The organism is Marinilabilia sp., from assembly GCF_016278715.1.
GTDB lineage: Bacteria > Bacteroidota > Bacteroidia > Bacteroidales > Marinilabiliaceae > Marinilabilia.
Map to the genome: position 1 here is coordinate 1 of NZ_JADQBH010000126.1, position 17,178 is coordinate 17,178.

Here is a 17,178-nt window from a genome sequence, read left to right on the forward strand (position 1 = left end):
CGGCAAACCCAACTTGTCATTGAACAACCGGAATGTACCCGAACTGCGGATCAGCCATACCTATGCTGAAATGTTTGAAGATTATCAGGCCAATAAAAAGAATCAAAGCAAGGATAAGAAAGAGGCCCTGATGTTCGTGAAGCAAAAGCTCGATTCGGCCAAGTGGTTCATCGATGCCATTAAGCAGCGTCAGAATACATTGATGACGGTTATGCAGTCTATTCTCGATTATCAGTACGAATATTTCCTGGAGGGGGACGAGACCCGGTTGAGACCCATGATTCTAAAGGATATTGCAGAGCGTACGGATTTGGATATATCTACTATTTCAAGGGTTTCCAACAGCAAATACATTCAAACGCATTTTGGAATTTTCCCGTTGAAATATTTCTTTTCCGAAGGGTTGCAGACCGATTCCGGAGAGGAGGTTTCTACCCGCGAAATTAAAAGTATCCTGCAGGATTGCATTGAAAACGAAGACAAGCGGAAACCTTTAACTGACGACAGATTGGCAAAAATTCTTCAGGAGAAATCTTACAACATTGCACGAAGAACTGTTGCCAAATACCGGGAACAGCTAAACATTCCCGTTGCCCGGCTTCGGAAAGAGTGGTAATTGCAGATTGCCGGGAAAAATAAATCATTGTTCCATGAAGCTTTTCAGCAAAATCATTTCGTTTCTTTTTCACCCTATGTTGATGCCTACTTTGGGGCTGTTCTTTATTTTCAGTGCCGGCACACATTTGTCTTATATTCCTTTTGAAATAAAACGATTGGCCTATTTCATAATTTTTATCTCGTCATGCCTTTTGCCCATATCCCTTTTGCCGCTGTTTCTTCAAATGAAAGTGATTAAAAGCTTTAGAATGGAAACAGCCCGTGAACGCATTTTCCCCGTTCTCACAACAGGAGTATTTTATTTTTTGGGTTATTTTTTTCTTAGGCGTCTCAATATTTCTCCCCTGATTGAGAATTTTGTGTTGGCCATCTTGGTCGCAGTATTGTTAGCTGTCGGAATCTCTTTTTTTTGGAAAATTAGTTTACATGCCATTGCTGTAGGGGGAATAACGGCAACTTTGGCAGGAATGATGTTTAAATACGGAGTGGATTTAATATTGCTTGTTTCACTGATGTTGGTTGTTTCCGGACTTACTGCCACCGCTCGCCTTTATCTGAATGCTCATTCACCGTCTCAGGTGTATGTTGGCTACGCCACTGGTTTTATTATTGTATTTCTGGGGGTTTTTCTGGTCTGATTGTTTGATAGCTCTGTAGATTTGCGTTGTGTTTGTTATATGATTAACTTGCAGATAATCATTAACAAACCCGTAATCCTACCCACCCATGAAAAGAAAACTGTTACTGGCAGGGCTTTCTTTCTTTTGCTTGCTATTTGCCAAAGCCCAGCATTACGACTTTCCCTCTCCGGTCTCTTTTTCTCTCGGTCTGTCCGGAGCAGCAGATACCACCGTTTGGTCATTATTCTCCAATCCTGCAGGAATCAGCAGTGTTGAAACCCCCGCAGCAGGGGTTGGCTATCACAATGCATTTTTGACTGAAGCGCTTTCCTCGCAGACGGCATTTGGTGTTGTTCCTTTATCTCTTTTAAATGCCGGAGTTGTATATTCCCGATACGGAAATCAGCTTTTTAATCATCAGCACATTTCACTATCAATTGGACGAAGCGTGGCTCCTTATCTGAGGATGGGGGTTCGGTTCCGATACGTAATGCGCACCATTAAACATGCTGAAACAGCGGATGCATTCACTTTTGATGCTGGTTTTTCTCTTGATGCATCAGAAAAAGTAACGCTTTCTGTTTTTGGTCGGAATGCTGCAGGACAGTCTTTGAAAGATGAATTTTCGGAACAGCCTTTGGCATCTTTCCTGGCAGTTGCCTGCAATGTGAAATTGTCTCCGACTTTTGGGGTAATTGCCGACATTATGCACAGGAATAATTTGTCCCGGCAGATATATGGTTTCGGGATGTCCGCCAGGGTTCATTCCACGGTAGAACTTAGGGGGGCGATTTCAGCTAAGCCGGTGCGGTTGGCCTTTGGAACCACAATACGGTGGGAGGGTATTGAACTAACCATGGGTGCCAATCATCACGATCAGCTGGGACTCTCTTCAACGGCCGGGATTGTTTGGCACTTTGAGGGTAAGGGAGGAGGTGAAAAGTGAAATTGTTCTTTTTAAAAATCTCTCTATGCTTGGTCTTGTGTTTTTGTTCTTCTATTCGTTGTTCTTCTCAAATTGGTGAAGGTTTGCAACAATGGGCCGAAGAAGTGGCCTCCATCTATGCCGAAGAAACAGAAATTGAAGATGTTTCTGTTCTGACGGAGCATCTTATCGGACTGGCTCGTAACCCCATAAATATTAATGTAGCCGGAAGGGAAGATCTGGAGCAGATATTCTTTCTGACTGATATTCAGGTGGAGAATATTCTTTTTAAGAGGTATGTCAACGGTTCTTTTCTTAGCATTTATGAACTTCAGGCTGTGGATGGCTTGCCGGTGGATGTCATTCAAAGGCTGGAACCTCTACTGTCTTTTGGCCCTCATGAGTCGGAAACCCGGAAATTCCGTCTTTGGGGCGATTCGTTTCTTAGAGCAGGCTTTCAACTGGAAAAAGCCAAAGGTTTTGAGGAAGATGATTCCGGTGTTTTGTATCAGGGTGATAGGTTCAAATTGTATAAGCGTACTCAAATTGAGACCAACCGAAATTTTTCAGCAGGAATGATTGTGGAGAAAGATCCGGGAGAACCTATGTTTGGAAAAGGTATAAATGGCATTGACCTGATGTCGGGTTATGTACATTACAAAAAAGAGAATGGGTGGTTCAGGGAAGCTCTGGCAGGCCGGTATTTTGCCAGTGCTGCACAGGGCTTGGTACTTCAGTCGGGAATGCCCATGCGTAAAAGTTCTATGACCACCAGTATCAGAAACCGGCGAGCTTCTTTCAGACCCTCTTTGTCGGCTTCGGAAGCAATGGCTATGCAGGGGGGCTATGCAGTGTTGGGATACAAATCGGTGGAAGTGATTCCTTTTTACTCACAAAATTACAGAGATGGTCGGATTGATGGAAATGGTCGTCTCACCAGTTTACGTGAAGATGGTTTTCATCGAACAGAAACTGAAATAAATCAGCGGCACAACGTGCTTGAACTGGTGGCAGGAGCAAAGGCTTCATGGTCGGGTCGTTGGCTGAACCTGGAAGCCGGGCATGTCAATTATCGGCTTGACCGGTCATTGGAACCCAATGTTCTTCCTTACAATCAATTTTATTTCAGAGGGAAAGAGAATGCTAACAGTTGGCTGGGCTATATGGTTAGCCGGAAGAATTTGCTTCTTTTCGGAGAGGTTGCTTCCAATGAGTTGAGCCACTATGCCTTTTATAACGGATTGGTGTGGGGCGCTGCCCCGGGTTTTTCTCTTTCTCTGAGTCAGCGCTCCATTTCCACACAGTATAAGGCACCGCTTGCTGGGCCTATGACTGAAAGTGGGAGCTTTCAGGGCGAAGAGGGGTACTATTGTGGCATACGGTGGGAGTTTCCGTTTCAAATAATTCTTTCCTCCTATTTGGATTACTATCGGTTTCATTGGCTTAAGTTCCGGATTGATGCGCCCGCTTCAGGCTCCGATTGGTTGGGGCATTTGGAAAAGGATTTTGGGCAGGACGCAACACTCCGGATAAAATTCCGGCATCGGGAAAAACCGGTAAATGAGGGTGATGATTCACCTGAGGAGGGCATCTGTTTTCAGAAATATGATCAGTTGAAAGTACAGTACAGGCAGAAAGTAAATCCAGGATGGCAGCTGACCTCGCTAGCTCAGTGGCACTTTGTAAGAAATGAGGGAGAAAACCAAAACGGGCAAATGGTGGCTCAGGATCTGAGGTGGAGCAATGAAAATCAGACACTAACACTTACAGGGCGGCTGGCAGTTTTTTCAACCACCGGGTACGAGGCCCGTTTGTATTCCTACGAGCCTCATGTGCTTTATATGTTCTCAGTGCCGGCTTATGCCGGAAAAGGAAGCCGTTTTCTGTTGATGGTAAACTATAAAGTGGCGCGAAGTCTTCATTTCTGGTTGCGGGCAGCACGGTGGCAATACAGCGACAGAGCTGAAATTGGCTCCGGAAGTCAACAGATTGCATCCAATAAGAAAACGGAATTTACTTTCCAGATGCGGCTGAAGTTCTAGTGTGATAGTTATTAATTTAGTAATTGTCTAACTAGTTCCGGCTTATTTATCAAATGACGTGTAAGTTGAAACTGGCTTTTGCTTTTTTCAAAATGAGAGAAAGCGAGCACAGTCTTAGCTATGTGAGCTTAAGGCCATGAATAAAAAACGAAAATCAGTAATACTTGGTGCGAAATTTTAGGCTTGACAAGACACTAGTTTCCCACTTCAGAGATAAATTTGATGCGCACCATTCGTACCTCTTCTTCAGAGTATTCGTCCTCGCCAAGTTCATCAAGGGCTGCGCCAATATCATCTGTTTCGGCATCTTCTTTAAAATAGAAAAAGATGTCATCGCGGTGTTCCTCATCCATTACCTGGTCAATGTAATAATCTATATTGACACGGGTTCCGGAATAGACGATGGACTCAATTTCCTGTAGTAGTTCACGCAGTTCTATCCCTTTGGAGTTGGCAATATCTTCCAACGACACCTGGCGGTCGATACTCTGGATAATGCTGACCTTTGACTTGCTTTTGTTGGCCACGGTTTTGACCACTAAATCCATGGGGCGCTCTATTTCGTTCTCATCCACATGAGCCTGGATGAGTTCCACGAAATCTTTACCGAAACGCTTGGCTTTTCCTGCACCAACACCCGGCATATTCTGAAGTTCTTCCAGTGTTATGGGGTAATAGGTGGACATGGCTTCCAGCGATGGGTCCTGGAAAATGACAAATGGCGGAAGGTTTTTCTTTTTGGATAGTTTTTTACGCAGGTCTTTTAGCATAGAAAACAAAACGGTATCAACGGCAGCGGTACCTCCCGCCGAACGTGTTTCCTGTTCCATTTCATCGAAGTCGTGGTCGCGGGCAATCATGATGCTGTAAGGCTTTTTGATATATTTCAGACCTTTCTCAGTCATTTTTAGCAGACCATAACTCTCAATGTCTTTAGATATCAGTCCGTTTACCAGTGCCTGACGAGTTACCGCATGCCAGAATTTTTCATCTTCCTCGCCGCCGCATCCAAAAATGTCCAGTTCGTGGTGGTGGTAGGATTTAATGATACTGGTTACTTTTCCAATCATCACCTGAATGATGTGTTCGGTTTTGAACCGTTCCTTAAGTTCATTTACAACTTTAAGTAGTTTTATAATGTGATCCTTGCCTTCGAATTGTTCTTTGGGATGTACACAATTATCACAGGTTGAGCAGTTTTCTTCGGTATATACTTCTCCGAAATAGTGGAGCAGCATTTTCCGGCGACACACCGATGACTCTGCGTAGGCCACCGTTTCCAGTAATAGTTGCTTCCCTATTTCCTGCTCAGCCAGGGGCTTGCCCTGCATGAATTTCTCCAGTTTCTGGATGTCCTTATAACTGTAGAATGCGATGCATCGGCCTTCTCCGCCGTCGCGTCCTCCCCGCCCGGTTTCCTGGTAATATCCTTCCAGGCTTTTTGGGATGTCGTAATGAATGACAATTCGTACATCAGGTTTGTCAATTCCCATTCCAAAGGCGATGGTGGCAACTATCACATCTATATCTTCCATCAGGAATTTATCCTGATTGCCCGAACGCGTTGCTGCATCCATCCCTGCATGATAAGGTAGTGCCTTAATTCCGTTTACGATGAGGGTCTCGGCCAGTTCTTCTACTTTTTTACGGCTCAGGCAATAAATAATGCCTGATTTTCCCGCATTTTCCTTGAGAATTTTGATGATTTCTCTGGTTGCATTAACCTTGGGCCTAACCTCGTAAAAGAGGTTGGCACGGTTAAAGGAAGATTTAAATACGCTGGCATTGAGCATGCCCAGGTTTTTCTGGATGTCGTGTTGCACTTTTGGGGTGGCCGTGGCAGTTAGAGCTATTACAGGAGCTTCCCCTATTTCGCTGATAATGGGTCTTATACGGCGATACTCAGGTCGGAAGTCGTGCCCCCATTCCGAGATACAGTGGGCTTCATCTACGGCGTAGAAAGAAATCTTAACCTGTTTAAGAAACTGGATGTTGTCCTCTTTGGTAAGCGATTCAGGTGCCACATATAATAGTCGTGTTTTCCCCGAAACCACATCGTCTTTAACTTGCTGGATGGCCGATTTTGTCAATGAAGAATTCAGGAAATGAGCAATTCCATCGTCCTCACTGAAGTTTCGCATGGCATCCACCTGGTTTTTCATCAGTGCAATCAGGGGGGATATTATGATGGCTGTTCCGTCCAGAATAAGTGCCGGCAACTGATAGCAAAGCGACTTGCCTCCGCCTGTGGGCATCAGAACAAAAGTGTCATTCCCGTCGAGAACATTTTGAATTATCGCTTCCTGGTTTCCTTTAAATGTATCGAAACCAAAATGCTGCTTTAGATAACTGCTTAGGTCAATCTGCTTAGTCATAACAAATTCTAACTATTCATAATTTTCAACACAAAATCAGTTTGTTATTGCTCGTTCCTTCTTTGACCCATAAAGCAAACAAATTTAATGGATTATTTAGAAATTCGATACGTTTAACCGATTTTTATGAGTCTTTTTTACTCTTTATGGTACAGGACTGAAATTTTCAGGCAACCTTTTATAAGATTACCATTCAATTCAGGCAACTATGGGTATATGAGGTATGGTTTAATTCTTATTGAAGGTATAAAATAACCACAGTAAAAACAAATTATTTAGAAAGTGTTTTTATCTTCGCAATCACGTTTAACAAATCTGAGAACAAATTGAAATGGGAAAATCAGTCCGGGAAGAAATGTCTTTTTTAGAGCATCTTGAGGAGCTTCGATGGCATCTTGTGCGGTCTTTTTTGTACATTTTTGTGTTTGCAATACTGGCCTTTATTTTTAAAAGTATTGTTTTTGATGTAATTCTTTTAGGCCCCGGCAACCCTGACTTTTTTACGAACCGGTTCTTGTGCGAACTGGCCAGAGATTTTAATCTGCCGGTGTTGTGTATCAATCCGGTGCAGTTGTCACTCCAGAATATCAATATGACCGGACAGTTTACCACTCATTTGTGGATTTCTTTTCTGGCCGGGTTGGTGATAGCTTTTCCTTTGATTTTCTGGGAGTTCTGGAGGTTTATTAAGCCCGCTCTTTACAAAGAGGAAGTTGATCACAGTCGTGGTGCTATTTTCTTTGCTTCGATTCTGTTCACTATAGGCATCCTTTTTGCTTACTATGTGATAACGCCTTTGTCTGTTCATTTTTTAGGTAGTTATCAGGTCAGTGAAAAAGTAGAGAATATTGTGAATCTCGGATCTTATATTGGTACGGTTTCCTCTATTATTCTGGCCAGTGGCATTTTGTTCGAGTTGCCCATGTTTATCTATTTTATGAGCAAGGTTGGATTGGTTACTGCAGATACGCTTAAAAAGTACCGAAGACATTCTATTGTAGTAACTTTGGCAGTGGCAGCAATTATAACTCCTCCTGATGTCATTAGTCAGATATTGGTGTGTTTGCCATTGATTCTGCTCTATGAGGCTGGAATTATGATTGCAAGAGCTGTGGAACGGAATAAGCAGAAAGAACTGGCCCGACAGGGCTAAAATAAGGAGGTAATGGAAGAGCATAAGATGAAATTGCATACAGACACGCTTGTTAAAAGATATCGCAACCGGACGGTGGTGAAGGGTGTGTCAGTGGAGGTGAATCAGGGAGAGATTGTTGGATTGCTGGGCCCAAATGGAGCCGGAAAAACAACAACTTTTTATATGATTGTTGGGCTTATTACTCCCAATGAGGGGAAGATTTTTCTGGATAAGGAAGAAATTACCAATGAGCCGGTTTATCGCCGGGCGCAAAAGGGAATTGGCTATCTGGCTCAGGAAGCCAGTGTTTTCCGAAAACTGAGTGTTGAAGACAACATCATGGCTGTGCTTGAGATGACCAATTATTCCAAGGAGTATCAAAAAGAACGTTTGGAAGAACTTATTGGAGAATTTGGTCTTGGTCATATTCGTAAAAGTTTGGGTATCCAGTTGTCAGGAGGAGAGCGACGAAGAACAGAAATTGCAAGAGCTCTCGCCATTAATCCCAGTTTTATTTTGCTGGATGAGCCCTTTGCAGGTGTTGACCCCATTGCCGTGCGTGATATTCAGGAGATTGTTGCACGCCTGAAGTTCAAAAACATCGGAATTTTAATTACCGACCACAATGTACATGAAACGTTGTCGATTACCGACCGCGCTTATTTGCTTTTTGAAGGTGATATTTTAAAGGCCGGGTCAGCTGAAGAGCTGGCCGAAGATCCTGATGTACGGCGTGTTTATCTGGGTGATGATTTTGAGTTAAAGCGCAGGAATTTTGACCATGCAAAAAACTCCTGAACAGATTTTGAAGAAAAGTGATTTTTTTCTTGGATATTGAAATAAAATAGCCGTACTTTGCAACCGCAAAAATCAGGCGGACGTGGCGTAATTGGTAGCCGCGCTAGATTTAGGATCTAGTGCCGAGAGGCGTGTGGGTTCGAGTCCCTCCGTCCGCACAAACAAAAAAGTTAAAACCGCCTTGGGTGGCCGATGGTCGCAAAAGGCGGTTTTTTTAATTGTGCAGGCCTCGAAAAACGGGTTGAGAAAAGATAAAAATGGACTGCCGGTGTTGTCCGGTTTGGCAACTTGTAATTGCTTCATTATCTTTGCACTCGTTTTTGTCCGGAGTTGGAAACAGGACGTTTCTGAAATTACCGGCAAAACGGCCTTATTAATACTTTTATTGAAAGCTACCGGCTGTTGGTTTTTTATACAGATGCTGGTTTAGTGTTGGCTAAAAATTGAAAATTGTTTCCACATGAACATTGAGAAAGAACAAATTGATGATTTGAATGCCGTTGTGCATCTCACCATTGAGAAGGACGATTATGAACCAAGGGTTGAGAATGTCCTGAAAGACTACCGAAAAAAAGTGAATATGCCTGGATTCCGTCCGGGAAAAGTTCCTGCCAGTCTGGTGAAAAAGATGTATGGTAAGGCTGTTTTGGTCGACGAAATCAATAAACTGGTTTCCGAAAACCTTTCATCCTACATTACTGACAATAAATTGGATATCCTTGGTGAACCGTTGCCTTCAGAGAAGCAGCAGACCATTGATTTTGATAATGATGAGCAATTTAAGTTTTCTTTTGACCTGGGATTGACCCCAGAAGTAGAGGTGAAACTTACCAAGCGTGAAAAGTTGCCTTACTATAAAATTGAGGTTACCGAGGATATGCTTGAAGGTCAGAAGAAAAATGTTACCAGTCGTTTTGGTTCAACCGAACCCCGCGAAGAAGCCGGAGAGAAGAGTATGCTCAAAGGTGACTTTGTACAGCTTGATAAGAACGGTGAACCCATTGAAGATGGAATAAAAGCCGAGGATGCGGTAATGTCAACGGCCATCATCAAAACAGATAAAGAAAAAAAGAAAATTGTTGGTGCAAAAGTAGGCGATGAAATTGTTTTTGAACCAAAGAAAGCATTCCCAAACGAGACTGAGATCTCATATCTTCTAAAAATTTCAAAGGAAGAGGCAGCTAATATTAGCGGAAAATTTAAATTTTCTGTTAAGGAAATTACAGAATATATAGATCCCGAACTGAATCAGGAGCTTTTCGATAAAGTTTTCGGTCCAGGAAAAGTTACCAACGAAGAGGAATTTACCGCTCAGGTTAAAGAAGACCTCGGGAATACGCTTGAGATGGAATCGGAGTATAAATTCTCTATGGATGCCAAAGAAAAGCTGATGGGAAAAATGGATTTGAACCTTCCTGAGCAATTCCTCAAACGCTGGATTAAAGCCACCAATCAGAATAAGGAGGAGCAGGACTTCACCGATGAGCAGATTGACCAGGAAATGCCTCATTTTCTTGAAGACCTTAAGTGGCAGATAATCCGAAACCAGTTGATCAAAGAAAATGAGCTGAAAGTGGAGCAGAAGGATATTATTGATTTTGCCAAGAAATCTGCCAAACTTCAATTCATGCAATATGGCCTGAACAACGTACCGGATGAGCATCTTGAAAGCTATGCCATGGACATGCTTAAAAATGAGGACCAACAGCGCGGAATGGCTGAAGGTGCCATCAATGATAAGGTGATGGACTTCGTTAAAGAGGCGGTTAAAATTGAAGAAAAAGAAGTTTCCAGAGACGAGTTCAATAAGCTTTTTGAGAAGAGTCAAAAGAAATAAATAAGACCGGCTCCCTGTTATTAGCATAAATAATGTCAATTTCAGGAGCTGATTTTTAACCTGGAAATATTTCCATTGCCGAAAACTTTTAGTTTTTCCGATGGTTATGTTTTCAGGTTAAAGTGTTTTAGGGTTAGAATGAAATAAGTAATTTCGGCCTAATGCTTAAAATGTTTGTTTGAGTCAACCAAATTATTCCTAATTTAGCAAGTTGTTAAACTCAAAACAGAAGATATGATTGATCCAAAAGATTTTCAGAAATACGCCACCAAACACATGGGAATTAACAGTTTGGTGCTGGATAAATACACCGCTATTACCAGTAGTTACATTTCGCCCACCATTATTGAGGAGCGTCAGTTGAATGTAGCCAGCATGGATGTATTCTCCCGGTTGATGATGGACCGCATTATATTCCTAGGCGTTCCTATAGATGACTATGTAGCCAATATAATCCAGGCTCAGTTGTTGTATCTCGATTCGGTAGACAGCAGTAAGGATATCAGTATTTATTTTAATACACCCGGAGGTTCGGTTCATTCCGGTCTGGGTATTTATGATACCATGCAGTTTATCTCTTCAGATATTCAAACCATCTGCACAGGAATGGCTGCTTCAATGGGAGCTGTGCTTCTAACTGCAGGTGCCAAAGGAAAACGTTCAGCGCTTACACATTCACGCATTATGATTCACCAGCCCATGGGGGGGGCTCAGGGACAGGCCTCAGATATTGAGATTACTGCCCGTGAGATATTGAAGCTGAAGAAAGAGTTGTACGAAATTATTGCCGACCATTCAGGAAATACCGTGAAGAAGGTGGAAAAAGATTCTGATCGTGATTACTGGATGACTGCTGAAGAGGCCCAGAAGTATGGTATGATTGATGAAGTACTGAAACGCTCTGGCGACAAGAAATAATTATTTGAATGGCTTAAACCTGGGCCCGGTTTCAGGTGCGATTAGCTTTAAAGGAAGTAGAGGAATAATTTTATGGATAAGTGTTCATTTTGCGGAAGAAGCAGGAAAGATACAAATCTGTTGGTGGCCGGTATCTCGGGGCACATCTGTGACAGTTGCATTGATCAGGCTCATTCTATCCTGGAAGAGGAAATGAAGAAAAAGAGTTCTTTCGATGTGGGGGAACTCAAGTTATTGAAGCCTGCCGAAATTAATTCCTTTCTGAATCAATATGTGATTGGTCAGGAAGAGGCAAAGAAATATCTTTCAGTTGCTGTTTACAATCACTATAAGCGTTTGTTGCAGAAAGATGACGGAGATGAGGTTGAGATTGAAAAATCGAACATCATTTTAGTGGGTGAAACAGGAACAGGTAAAACCCTTCTGGCACGCACCATTGCCAGAATGTTGCATGTTCCTTTCACTATTGTGGATGCTACGGTTTTGACTGAAGCAGGTTATGTGGGTGAGGATATTGAAAGCATTCTTAGCCGATTGCTGCAGGCTGCCGATTACAACACTCAGGCTGCCGAAAAGGGTATTGTTTTTATTGACGAAATAGACAAAATTGCCCGAAAAAGCGATAATCCTTCCATTACACGCGATGTGTCTGGCGAGGGTGTTCAGCAAGGCTTGCTGAAACTGCTCGAAGGCTCGGTGGTGAATGTGCCGCCTCAGGGTGGCCGGAAACATCCCGACCAGAAAATGATTCCCGTAGATACAAAGAATATCCTCTTTATCTGTGGTGGTGCCTTTGATGGCATAGATCGTAAGATTGCCCAGCGCCTGAACACTAAAGTTGTGGGATATTCAGCAAGTCGAGACAAAGAGAATATTGATCAAAGCAACCTGTTGCAATACATTGCACCCCAGGACCTTAAGTCTTTTGGTCTTATCCCTGAAATTATCGGTCGCTTGCCGGTTTTGACTTATCTCAATCCATTGGATCCTCCTACCTTGCGCAGAATATTGGTTGACCCCAAGAACTCTATCATTAAGCAGTACAAAAAGCTTTTTGAAATTGACGGAATCGATCTGGAGTTTGAAGATGATGTGCTGGATTATATCGTGGAAAAGGCAGTTGAATTTAAGTTGGGAGCACGCGGCTTAAGGTCAATTTGTGAAACCATTATGATTGATCACATGTTTCATACGCCTTCCAAAAAGACTAAGAAACTTAATATTAAACTTGATTTTGCCATGGAACGCATTGAGCGCGTAAACGTTGGCAGATTAAAAGCAAGTTGAGTTTTCCAAAAATATGACCATAATAAAAAAACCGGTGTGAGATTGCCTCGCACCGGTTTTCTTTTTCTATTTTGGTGAAATATTATTCTTCGATGCGCACTTCAGTGGTTAATTCCATGGCCTTCTTATACACCTCTGAAACACCGCAATACTTCTCTTCGGACAAGTTGACCGCCTTCTCAAGTTTCTCTCTTGGGAGGTCTTTCCCCTTGAAGGAGTAGATTATATGCATCTTGTCATAGTGTTTGGGATGCTCTTCCGTCATATTGGCTTCGACCGTTACATTAAAGTCCTCAACTTCCACACGCATTTTTTTGAGAATGGATACTACATCCATTCCGGTACAGCCTGCAAGAGCCAGCAGCATCAACGGCTTGGGACGAACGCCCTTATTTTCTCCTCCCACCGTGGGATCGGCATCCAATACAACTTTATGTCCGTTCATTTCTGTTTCGAACGACATGTTTCCGGTCCAGTTTAGGTCTAATGATGTCTTCATATTGTTTGTTTTTAAGTTTTCTAAGGATTGTTTATATTAGTGAAAATGTTGACCATTTTCAAGTAATTTCAATCAGTAAAACAAAGGAGTTGTTTTTATGTTTATATATTTACATATCTACATTTTACAATTTTCGTGCAAATATAATCTTTCTTTTTATATTTGTATTGGTTTATGACAGATGTCAAGATTTATATCCGGTTGTGAGCCCCATAAATACCGTGTTCTTTGATGTTGCGCAAATGGATAACACTGTATTCGAAATAAGGGTTTTGGCAACAGACTCAGGTTTTGTTTTAGGCTCATCATTATATAATGCGACCTATTAAATACTTTGAAAAGATCATAATCGAAAAAACATGAGAAAAACAAACAAATGCACATAACTGGTACTACCCGCGTTGGGGGTCGATTCTCATGTAGACATTACATTTATAAATATTTGACCTGTATCGGGTCATGCTTTTATATTGGATAGAAACGGAGCCTGAAGGGCTCTTATGTTTATAGTTTTTCGCAAAATAAAAAATATCGACGCTGAAGGTGTCGTATACTTTAGTGATTGTTAGAAATGTCTTATTTGAAAGAACAAAATATTTTAAATAGGTACCCATGTTTGTGATGAGCCTATTTCTTATGCTTAAACAAGGCCATCCAACGTTTTTGTTGTACCGAATTAGCCGATAGAAAAGAAATTGAAATACGGTGTTTGCAGGCTTATGCTTTTTCACAGTATCTTCGTTTCTGAAGCAAAAAACACCATCAGATTGGTTACATAAAAAAATCTATGAAAAATGAAAAGATCCCAGGAACAAGTCAATGTAGAAGAAATTGATCTGAAGTCGTTTGATATATTTAGTGGGCTCACCGATGCCGAAATAGAGTCCTTAAGCCAGAGTCTGGTTTGCACAAGTCATAAACGGGGGTCTATTATTTATGATGAGGGCAGCCGGATTAACGGTTCTTACATTGTTGCCGGAGGCGTCTTGAAAATTTATAAAACCGGATTTGACGGGAAGGAACAAATTATCCGTTTTGCCAAAGGAGGCGATTTAATCGGATTTCGCTCTATTGTTAGCGATGAGTTGGCCTGTACCACTGCCAGAGTGATTCAGGATGCGGTGCTCTGTTACATGCCCGGAGACATTATTACCAGTTTCATAAAAGGAAATCCGGAATTTGCTATGGCCCTGATGCGACTTACCTGCCGTGAATTGGGCGAATCCAATAAATTCCTTACCGATATTGCACAAAAGACCGTTCGTGAGCGTTTGGCCGAAGTGCTGTTACTCCTGATGGATACTTTTGATTTGGATGAAGAGCATACCCTCCAAATCTCCCTTACCCGTGAGGAACTGGCCAATATGGTGGGCACTGCTACAGAGTCAGTAATTCGTCTTCTTTCCGAGTTTAAAGCTGATAACCTGATTGAACTAAACGGGAGAAAAATTAAATTGCTGAACATACCAAAACTCATTAAAATTGGTAATGTTTATGTCTAGAAATGGGTTTTTACAGCGGTGAGCAGGTCATATTGTTGTTGTTAATGTGGTCCAGTTCACATCTCTTGTGTGTCGGGACGATTAACTATACAATGAAATTCTGAGAGGAGGAATAGGTAAATCTTTTGTTCCTCTCGATGCACCTAATTTTGCTGCTTCTACGCCTTTAGGGAATGGCTTAACTTCTTTTGCTTCCAGGGCTGAAAGTACCGCCGCCCCGGTAGGGGTGAAGAGCTCAGTATCAATGGGCCCTTTCTGAGCGGGAATACCGTTATTTTTTATCATCACAGATGTTGCCGGTGCCGGAACTTTCAGGGTTCCATGCGAAAAACTGATGGAGCCACCTCCCCAGCTTACGGGTGAAGTAAGTGTGGCGTTTACAGGTGCCTGCAGTTCCTGCAATCCCATTACTGCTCCCATAATGTCAATTAATATGTCCTGAGCCTCATGTAACCAGGCTTCGGGTTCTTCATGCTTATGATGATGGTGGTGATGGCCTTCGCCGTCTGTGTGCTGGTGATTATGTTGATGGTGATGATTTTCCATATCAAAATCGAAGGTTGCATGGGCTTCTTTTTCTGCTTTAATAAGATGGTTCAGCATTCGAAAACCAAACTCCCGATAGGCAGGGAGAACGCTGAAGTCGTCGAAGAGATGTTCCAGCAGGTGGGTGGCGCGGTGACTGGATAAGTGTCCGTGATGGTGTTCTACTTCAATAAATAATCTGCTGGATCCGTCACTGGTTTTCTGATGGCGAACGGTGGCCCTGCCAAGTTTTTCGGCAGCTGCCTGCATGGCAGCAGTCACTTTTTCAGCATCAGCACCGGCATCAATAAGAGCTGCGGCAAACATATCGCCTGCTATTCCTCCTTCGGGAGATATAAAAAGTTGCATAAATTATCTGTTTTTAGCGATTAAACCGGAAACAACAGCTGCTCTGATGCCTCCGTCAATGTTAACAACTGCAAGGTTTGGGGCACAGGATGCCAGCATGGATGTTAGTGCTGCTTCCTTGGCTCTGAAGCCATATCCTACCGAAGTAGGCACGCCAATGACCGGCAGCGGGACCAGTGAGGAGACAAAGGGTGCCAGGGCACCTTCCATCCCGGCAACTACGACCACTGCCGACACATTGTTTTTCATACCTTCCATAATGGCATCGAGAACTCGGGTGGGGTGTGCAATTCCTCTGTCTTCGAATACGTGAGGAGTTACTCCCAGCGCTTCCAGTGCCAGTGCACATTCGGCTGTTACTGGATGGTCGGCAGCTCCCGCACTGATGACAAGAATATTGCCCCGCTTTTCAGGCATTTTGCCAATGGCCAGTAACAAAGGTGTTTCATGTATTTGAAAGCGACCACCGAAGTGAGCGGTAAGTGCTTCGTGATGGGGGCTACGGGAAATAAGAACCTGAGAGTGTTCTGTGAGAAAGGCTTCTGCCATTTCGATGGATTGCTCCGCAGTCTTATATTCACCATATATTATTTCTGGAATATTTATTCGTGCCCCGCGGTTTACATCAGCAATATAATTGCGGGCGGTCTCCATCCACTCAAGTGAGAAGTGTTTCCGGGCCTCATCCCGCGACATATTGCCTTTGGATATCTTGTCGTACAATTCGTCAAATGTCATAATCCCAGTTTTTTATCAAATGCATTTTTTCTTGCTTCTTCTAAATCTAAAGTAACAAAAGTGGCAATTTGCTTTCCGGATTCCACTATTTTTTCTCTGAATTCCGGTTCAATCAGTTTTGTAAAGGTTGCCTGATTCCGGCATTCAATACGCAAATGTTCTTCATCGTCCAGTCTGCATCGTAAATGGTGATCGCCTGTAGTTCTCAGTATTTCCTGTTCTATTTTTCTAAGTGTGTTCAGCCTTTTTGTGGTAATTTCCACATCATAGTTGAACCGGGTAGCCAGACATCCTTCCATATTGGCAATTATCGGATCAGCACCCATCGTAATGGCCAATTCCCGTGCCTGCTCTTTGGTGATTTTAAGTTCTGCCAGTGGAGACCTCACACCTCCTTTTCGAAGTGCTTTTACCCCCGGCCGATAGTTGTTGCTGTCCGAAGCATTGGTGCCATCAAAAACCAGTGCGTCTTTCCTGGAAATGACAGGGTTGATGAGTTGATTTTTACAATGATAGCATCGGTCAACTGGATTTTTTAGAACCTTTTGTTGGGGCGTCATGTGGATTATTTCCAGGTTTTCACATCCCATATTTACAGCCTGTTGCTTTATCTCTTTTTCGGTAACCCTGTTGAATCCGTTATCAATCCATACCGGTACCACATCTAAATGGGCTTCAACAGCACATCCGAGAATAGCGCTGCTGTCGAATCCTCCGGAGAACATCAGGTAGAAACGGCTGGTTTTTTTTAGGTGGTTGATTAACAATTCTTTCACTCGTTCTCTTTTTTTCGGTTTGTGCCGTGCAATGTAATAAAAAAATGACCATCGTAGGAAGTGTTGTTCCAGGAGCCAGACTGAACAGAATAGAGGCTGATATGTTTTTTCTTATGAGGGAGTTATTGTATTCAGATCAATCAGGAGAGTTTGGCAGATTTAAAAAAAAAGTTGAACTTTTGTTTTTCCTTTTTTTTGACTTTTTGTCGAAAAA

15 protein-coding genes and 1 tRNA gene are annotated in these 17,178 nt (G+C 42.6%); 11 read left to right on the top strand and 5 right to left on the bottom strand.

The window, feature by feature from the left end:
* From QZZ43_RS07710 to QZZ43_RS07725, 4 genes are all read left to right on the top strand, one after another.
* Positions 1 to 616: RNA polymerase sigma-54 factor (locus QZZ43_RS07710; RefSeq protein WP_367221368.1), on the top strand; the 616-nt coding region annotated here is incomplete at its 5' end.
* 34 nt (positions 617 to 650) lie between these two features.
* Positions 651 to 1,256 (top strand): PAP2 family protein, encoded by a 606-nt coding sequence (locus QZZ43_RS07715; protein WP_291857637.1) that lies wholly within the window; start codon positions 651 to 653, stop codon positions 1,254 to 1,256.
* A gap of 88 nt (positions 1,257 to 1,344) precedes the next feature.
* Positions 1,345 to 2,184 (top strand): hypothetical protein, encoded by an 840-nt coding sequence (locus tag QZZ43_RS07720; RefSeq protein WP_291857639.1) that lies wholly within the window; start codon positions 1,345 to 1,347, stop codon positions 2,182 to 2,184.
* Positions 2,185 to 2,267: 83 nt separating this feature from the next.
* The gene (locus tag QZZ43_RS07725) at positions 2,268 to 4,205 is read left to right on the top strand and encodes a helix-hairpin-helix domain-containing protein (RefSeq protein WP_291857641.1); all 1,938 of its coding nucleotides are present in this window, start codon (positions 2,268 to 2,270) and stop codon (positions 4,203 to 4,205) included.
* A gap of 194 nt (positions 4,206 to 4,399) precedes the next feature.
* Here the strand turns inward: QZZ43_RS07725 and recQ are convergent, their stop codons facing one another.
* Entirely contained in the window at positions 4,400 to 6,580 is a 2,181-nt protein-coding gene (gene recQ / locus QZZ43_RS07730) for a DNA helicase RecQ (protein WP_291857643.1), read from the bottom strand.
* A gap of 331 nt (positions 6,581 to 6,911) precedes the next feature.
* On the opposite strand from recQ, the gene tatC reads away from it, so the two are divergent.
* From tatC to clpX, 6 genes are all read left to right on the top strand, one after another.
* A complete protein-coding gene (tatC, locus tag QZZ43_RS07735; protein WP_291857645.1) occupies positions 6,912 to 7,733 on the top strand; it encodes a twin-arginine translocase subunit TatC in 822 nt (273 codons plus the stop codon).
* Between the two features lie 12 nt (positions 7,734 to 7,745).
* Complete coding sequence (gene lptB, locus QZZ43_RS07740; protein ID WP_291857647.1) at positions 7,746 to 8,513, top strand: LPS export ABC transporter ATP-binding protein; 768 nt, start codon at positions 7,746 to 7,748, stop codon at positions 8,511 to 8,513.
* A gap of 76 nt (positions 8,514 to 8,589) precedes the next feature.
* Positions 8,590 to 8,671 (top strand) — tRNA-Leu (locus tag QZZ43_RS07745).
* Between the two features lie 302 nt (positions 8,672 to 8,973).
* Positions 8,974 to 10,350, top strand: coding sequence for a trigger factor (gene tig / locus QZZ43_RS07750; protein WP_291857649.1), 1,377 nt, complete (start codon positions 8,974 to 8,976; stop codon positions 10,348 to 10,350).
* A gap of 234 nt (positions 10,351 to 10,584) precedes the next feature.
* A complete protein-coding gene (gene clpP, locus QZZ43_RS07755) occupies positions 10,585 to 11,268 on the top strand; it encodes an ATP-dependent Clp endopeptidase proteolytic subunit ClpP (RefSeq protein ID WP_291857650.1) in 684 nt (227 codons plus the stop codon).
* A 72-nt stretch (positions 11,269 to 11,340) separates the two neighbouring features.
* Complete coding sequence (clpX, locus tag QZZ43_RS07760; protein ID WP_291857652.1) at positions 11,341 to 12,555, top strand: ATP-dependent Clp protease ATP-binding subunit ClpX; 1,215 nt, start codon at positions 11,341 to 11,343, stop codon at positions 12,553 to 12,555.
* Between the two features lie 82 nt (positions 12,556 to 12,637).
* On the opposite strand, the gene QZZ43_RS07765 is transcribed toward clpX, so the two are convergent.
* Positions 12,638 to 13,054, bottom strand: coding sequence for an OsmC family protein (locus QZZ43_RS07765; protein ID WP_291857654.1), 417 nt, complete (start codon positions 13,052 to 13,054; stop codon positions 12,638 to 12,640).
* A 794-nt stretch (positions 13,055 to 13,848) separates the two neighbouring features.
* Between QZZ43_RS07765 and QZZ43_RS07770 the strand changes: the two genes are divergently transcribed.
* A complete protein-coding gene (locus tag QZZ43_RS07770) occupies positions 13,849 to 14,556 on the top strand; it encodes a Crp/Fnr family transcriptional regulator (protein WP_291857656.1) in 708 nt (235 codons plus the stop codon).
* Between the two features lie 81 nt (positions 14,557 to 14,637).
* Here the strand turns inward: QZZ43_RS07770 and larC are convergent, their stop codons facing one another.
* The 3 genes from larC to QZZ43_RS07785 are packed head-to-tail and all read right to left on the bottom strand — an operon-like array spanning position 14,638 to position 16,964.
* Positions 14,638 to 15,450 (bottom strand): nickel insertion protein, encoded by an 813-nt coding sequence (gene larC / locus QZZ43_RS07775; RefSeq protein WP_291857658.1) that lies wholly within the window; start codon positions 15,448 to 15,450, stop codon positions 14,638 to 14,640.
* A gap of 3 nt (positions 15,451 to 15,453) precedes the next feature.
* Complete coding sequence (gene larB / locus QZZ43_RS07780; RefSeq protein WP_291857660.1) at positions 15,454 to 16,188, bottom strand: nickel pincer cofactor biosynthesis protein LarB; 735 nt, start codon at positions 16,186 to 16,188, stop codon at positions 15,454 to 15,456.
* A complete protein-coding gene (locus tag QZZ43_RS07785) occupies positions 16,185 to 16,964 on the bottom strand; it encodes an exoenzyme S synthesis protein B (RefSeq protein ID WP_291857662.1) in 780 nt (259 codons plus the stop codon). The genes larB and QZZ43_RS07785 overlap by 4 nt, the downstream gene beginning before the upstream one ends.
* Between the last annotated feature and the right edge of the window lie 214 nt (positions 16,965 to 17,178).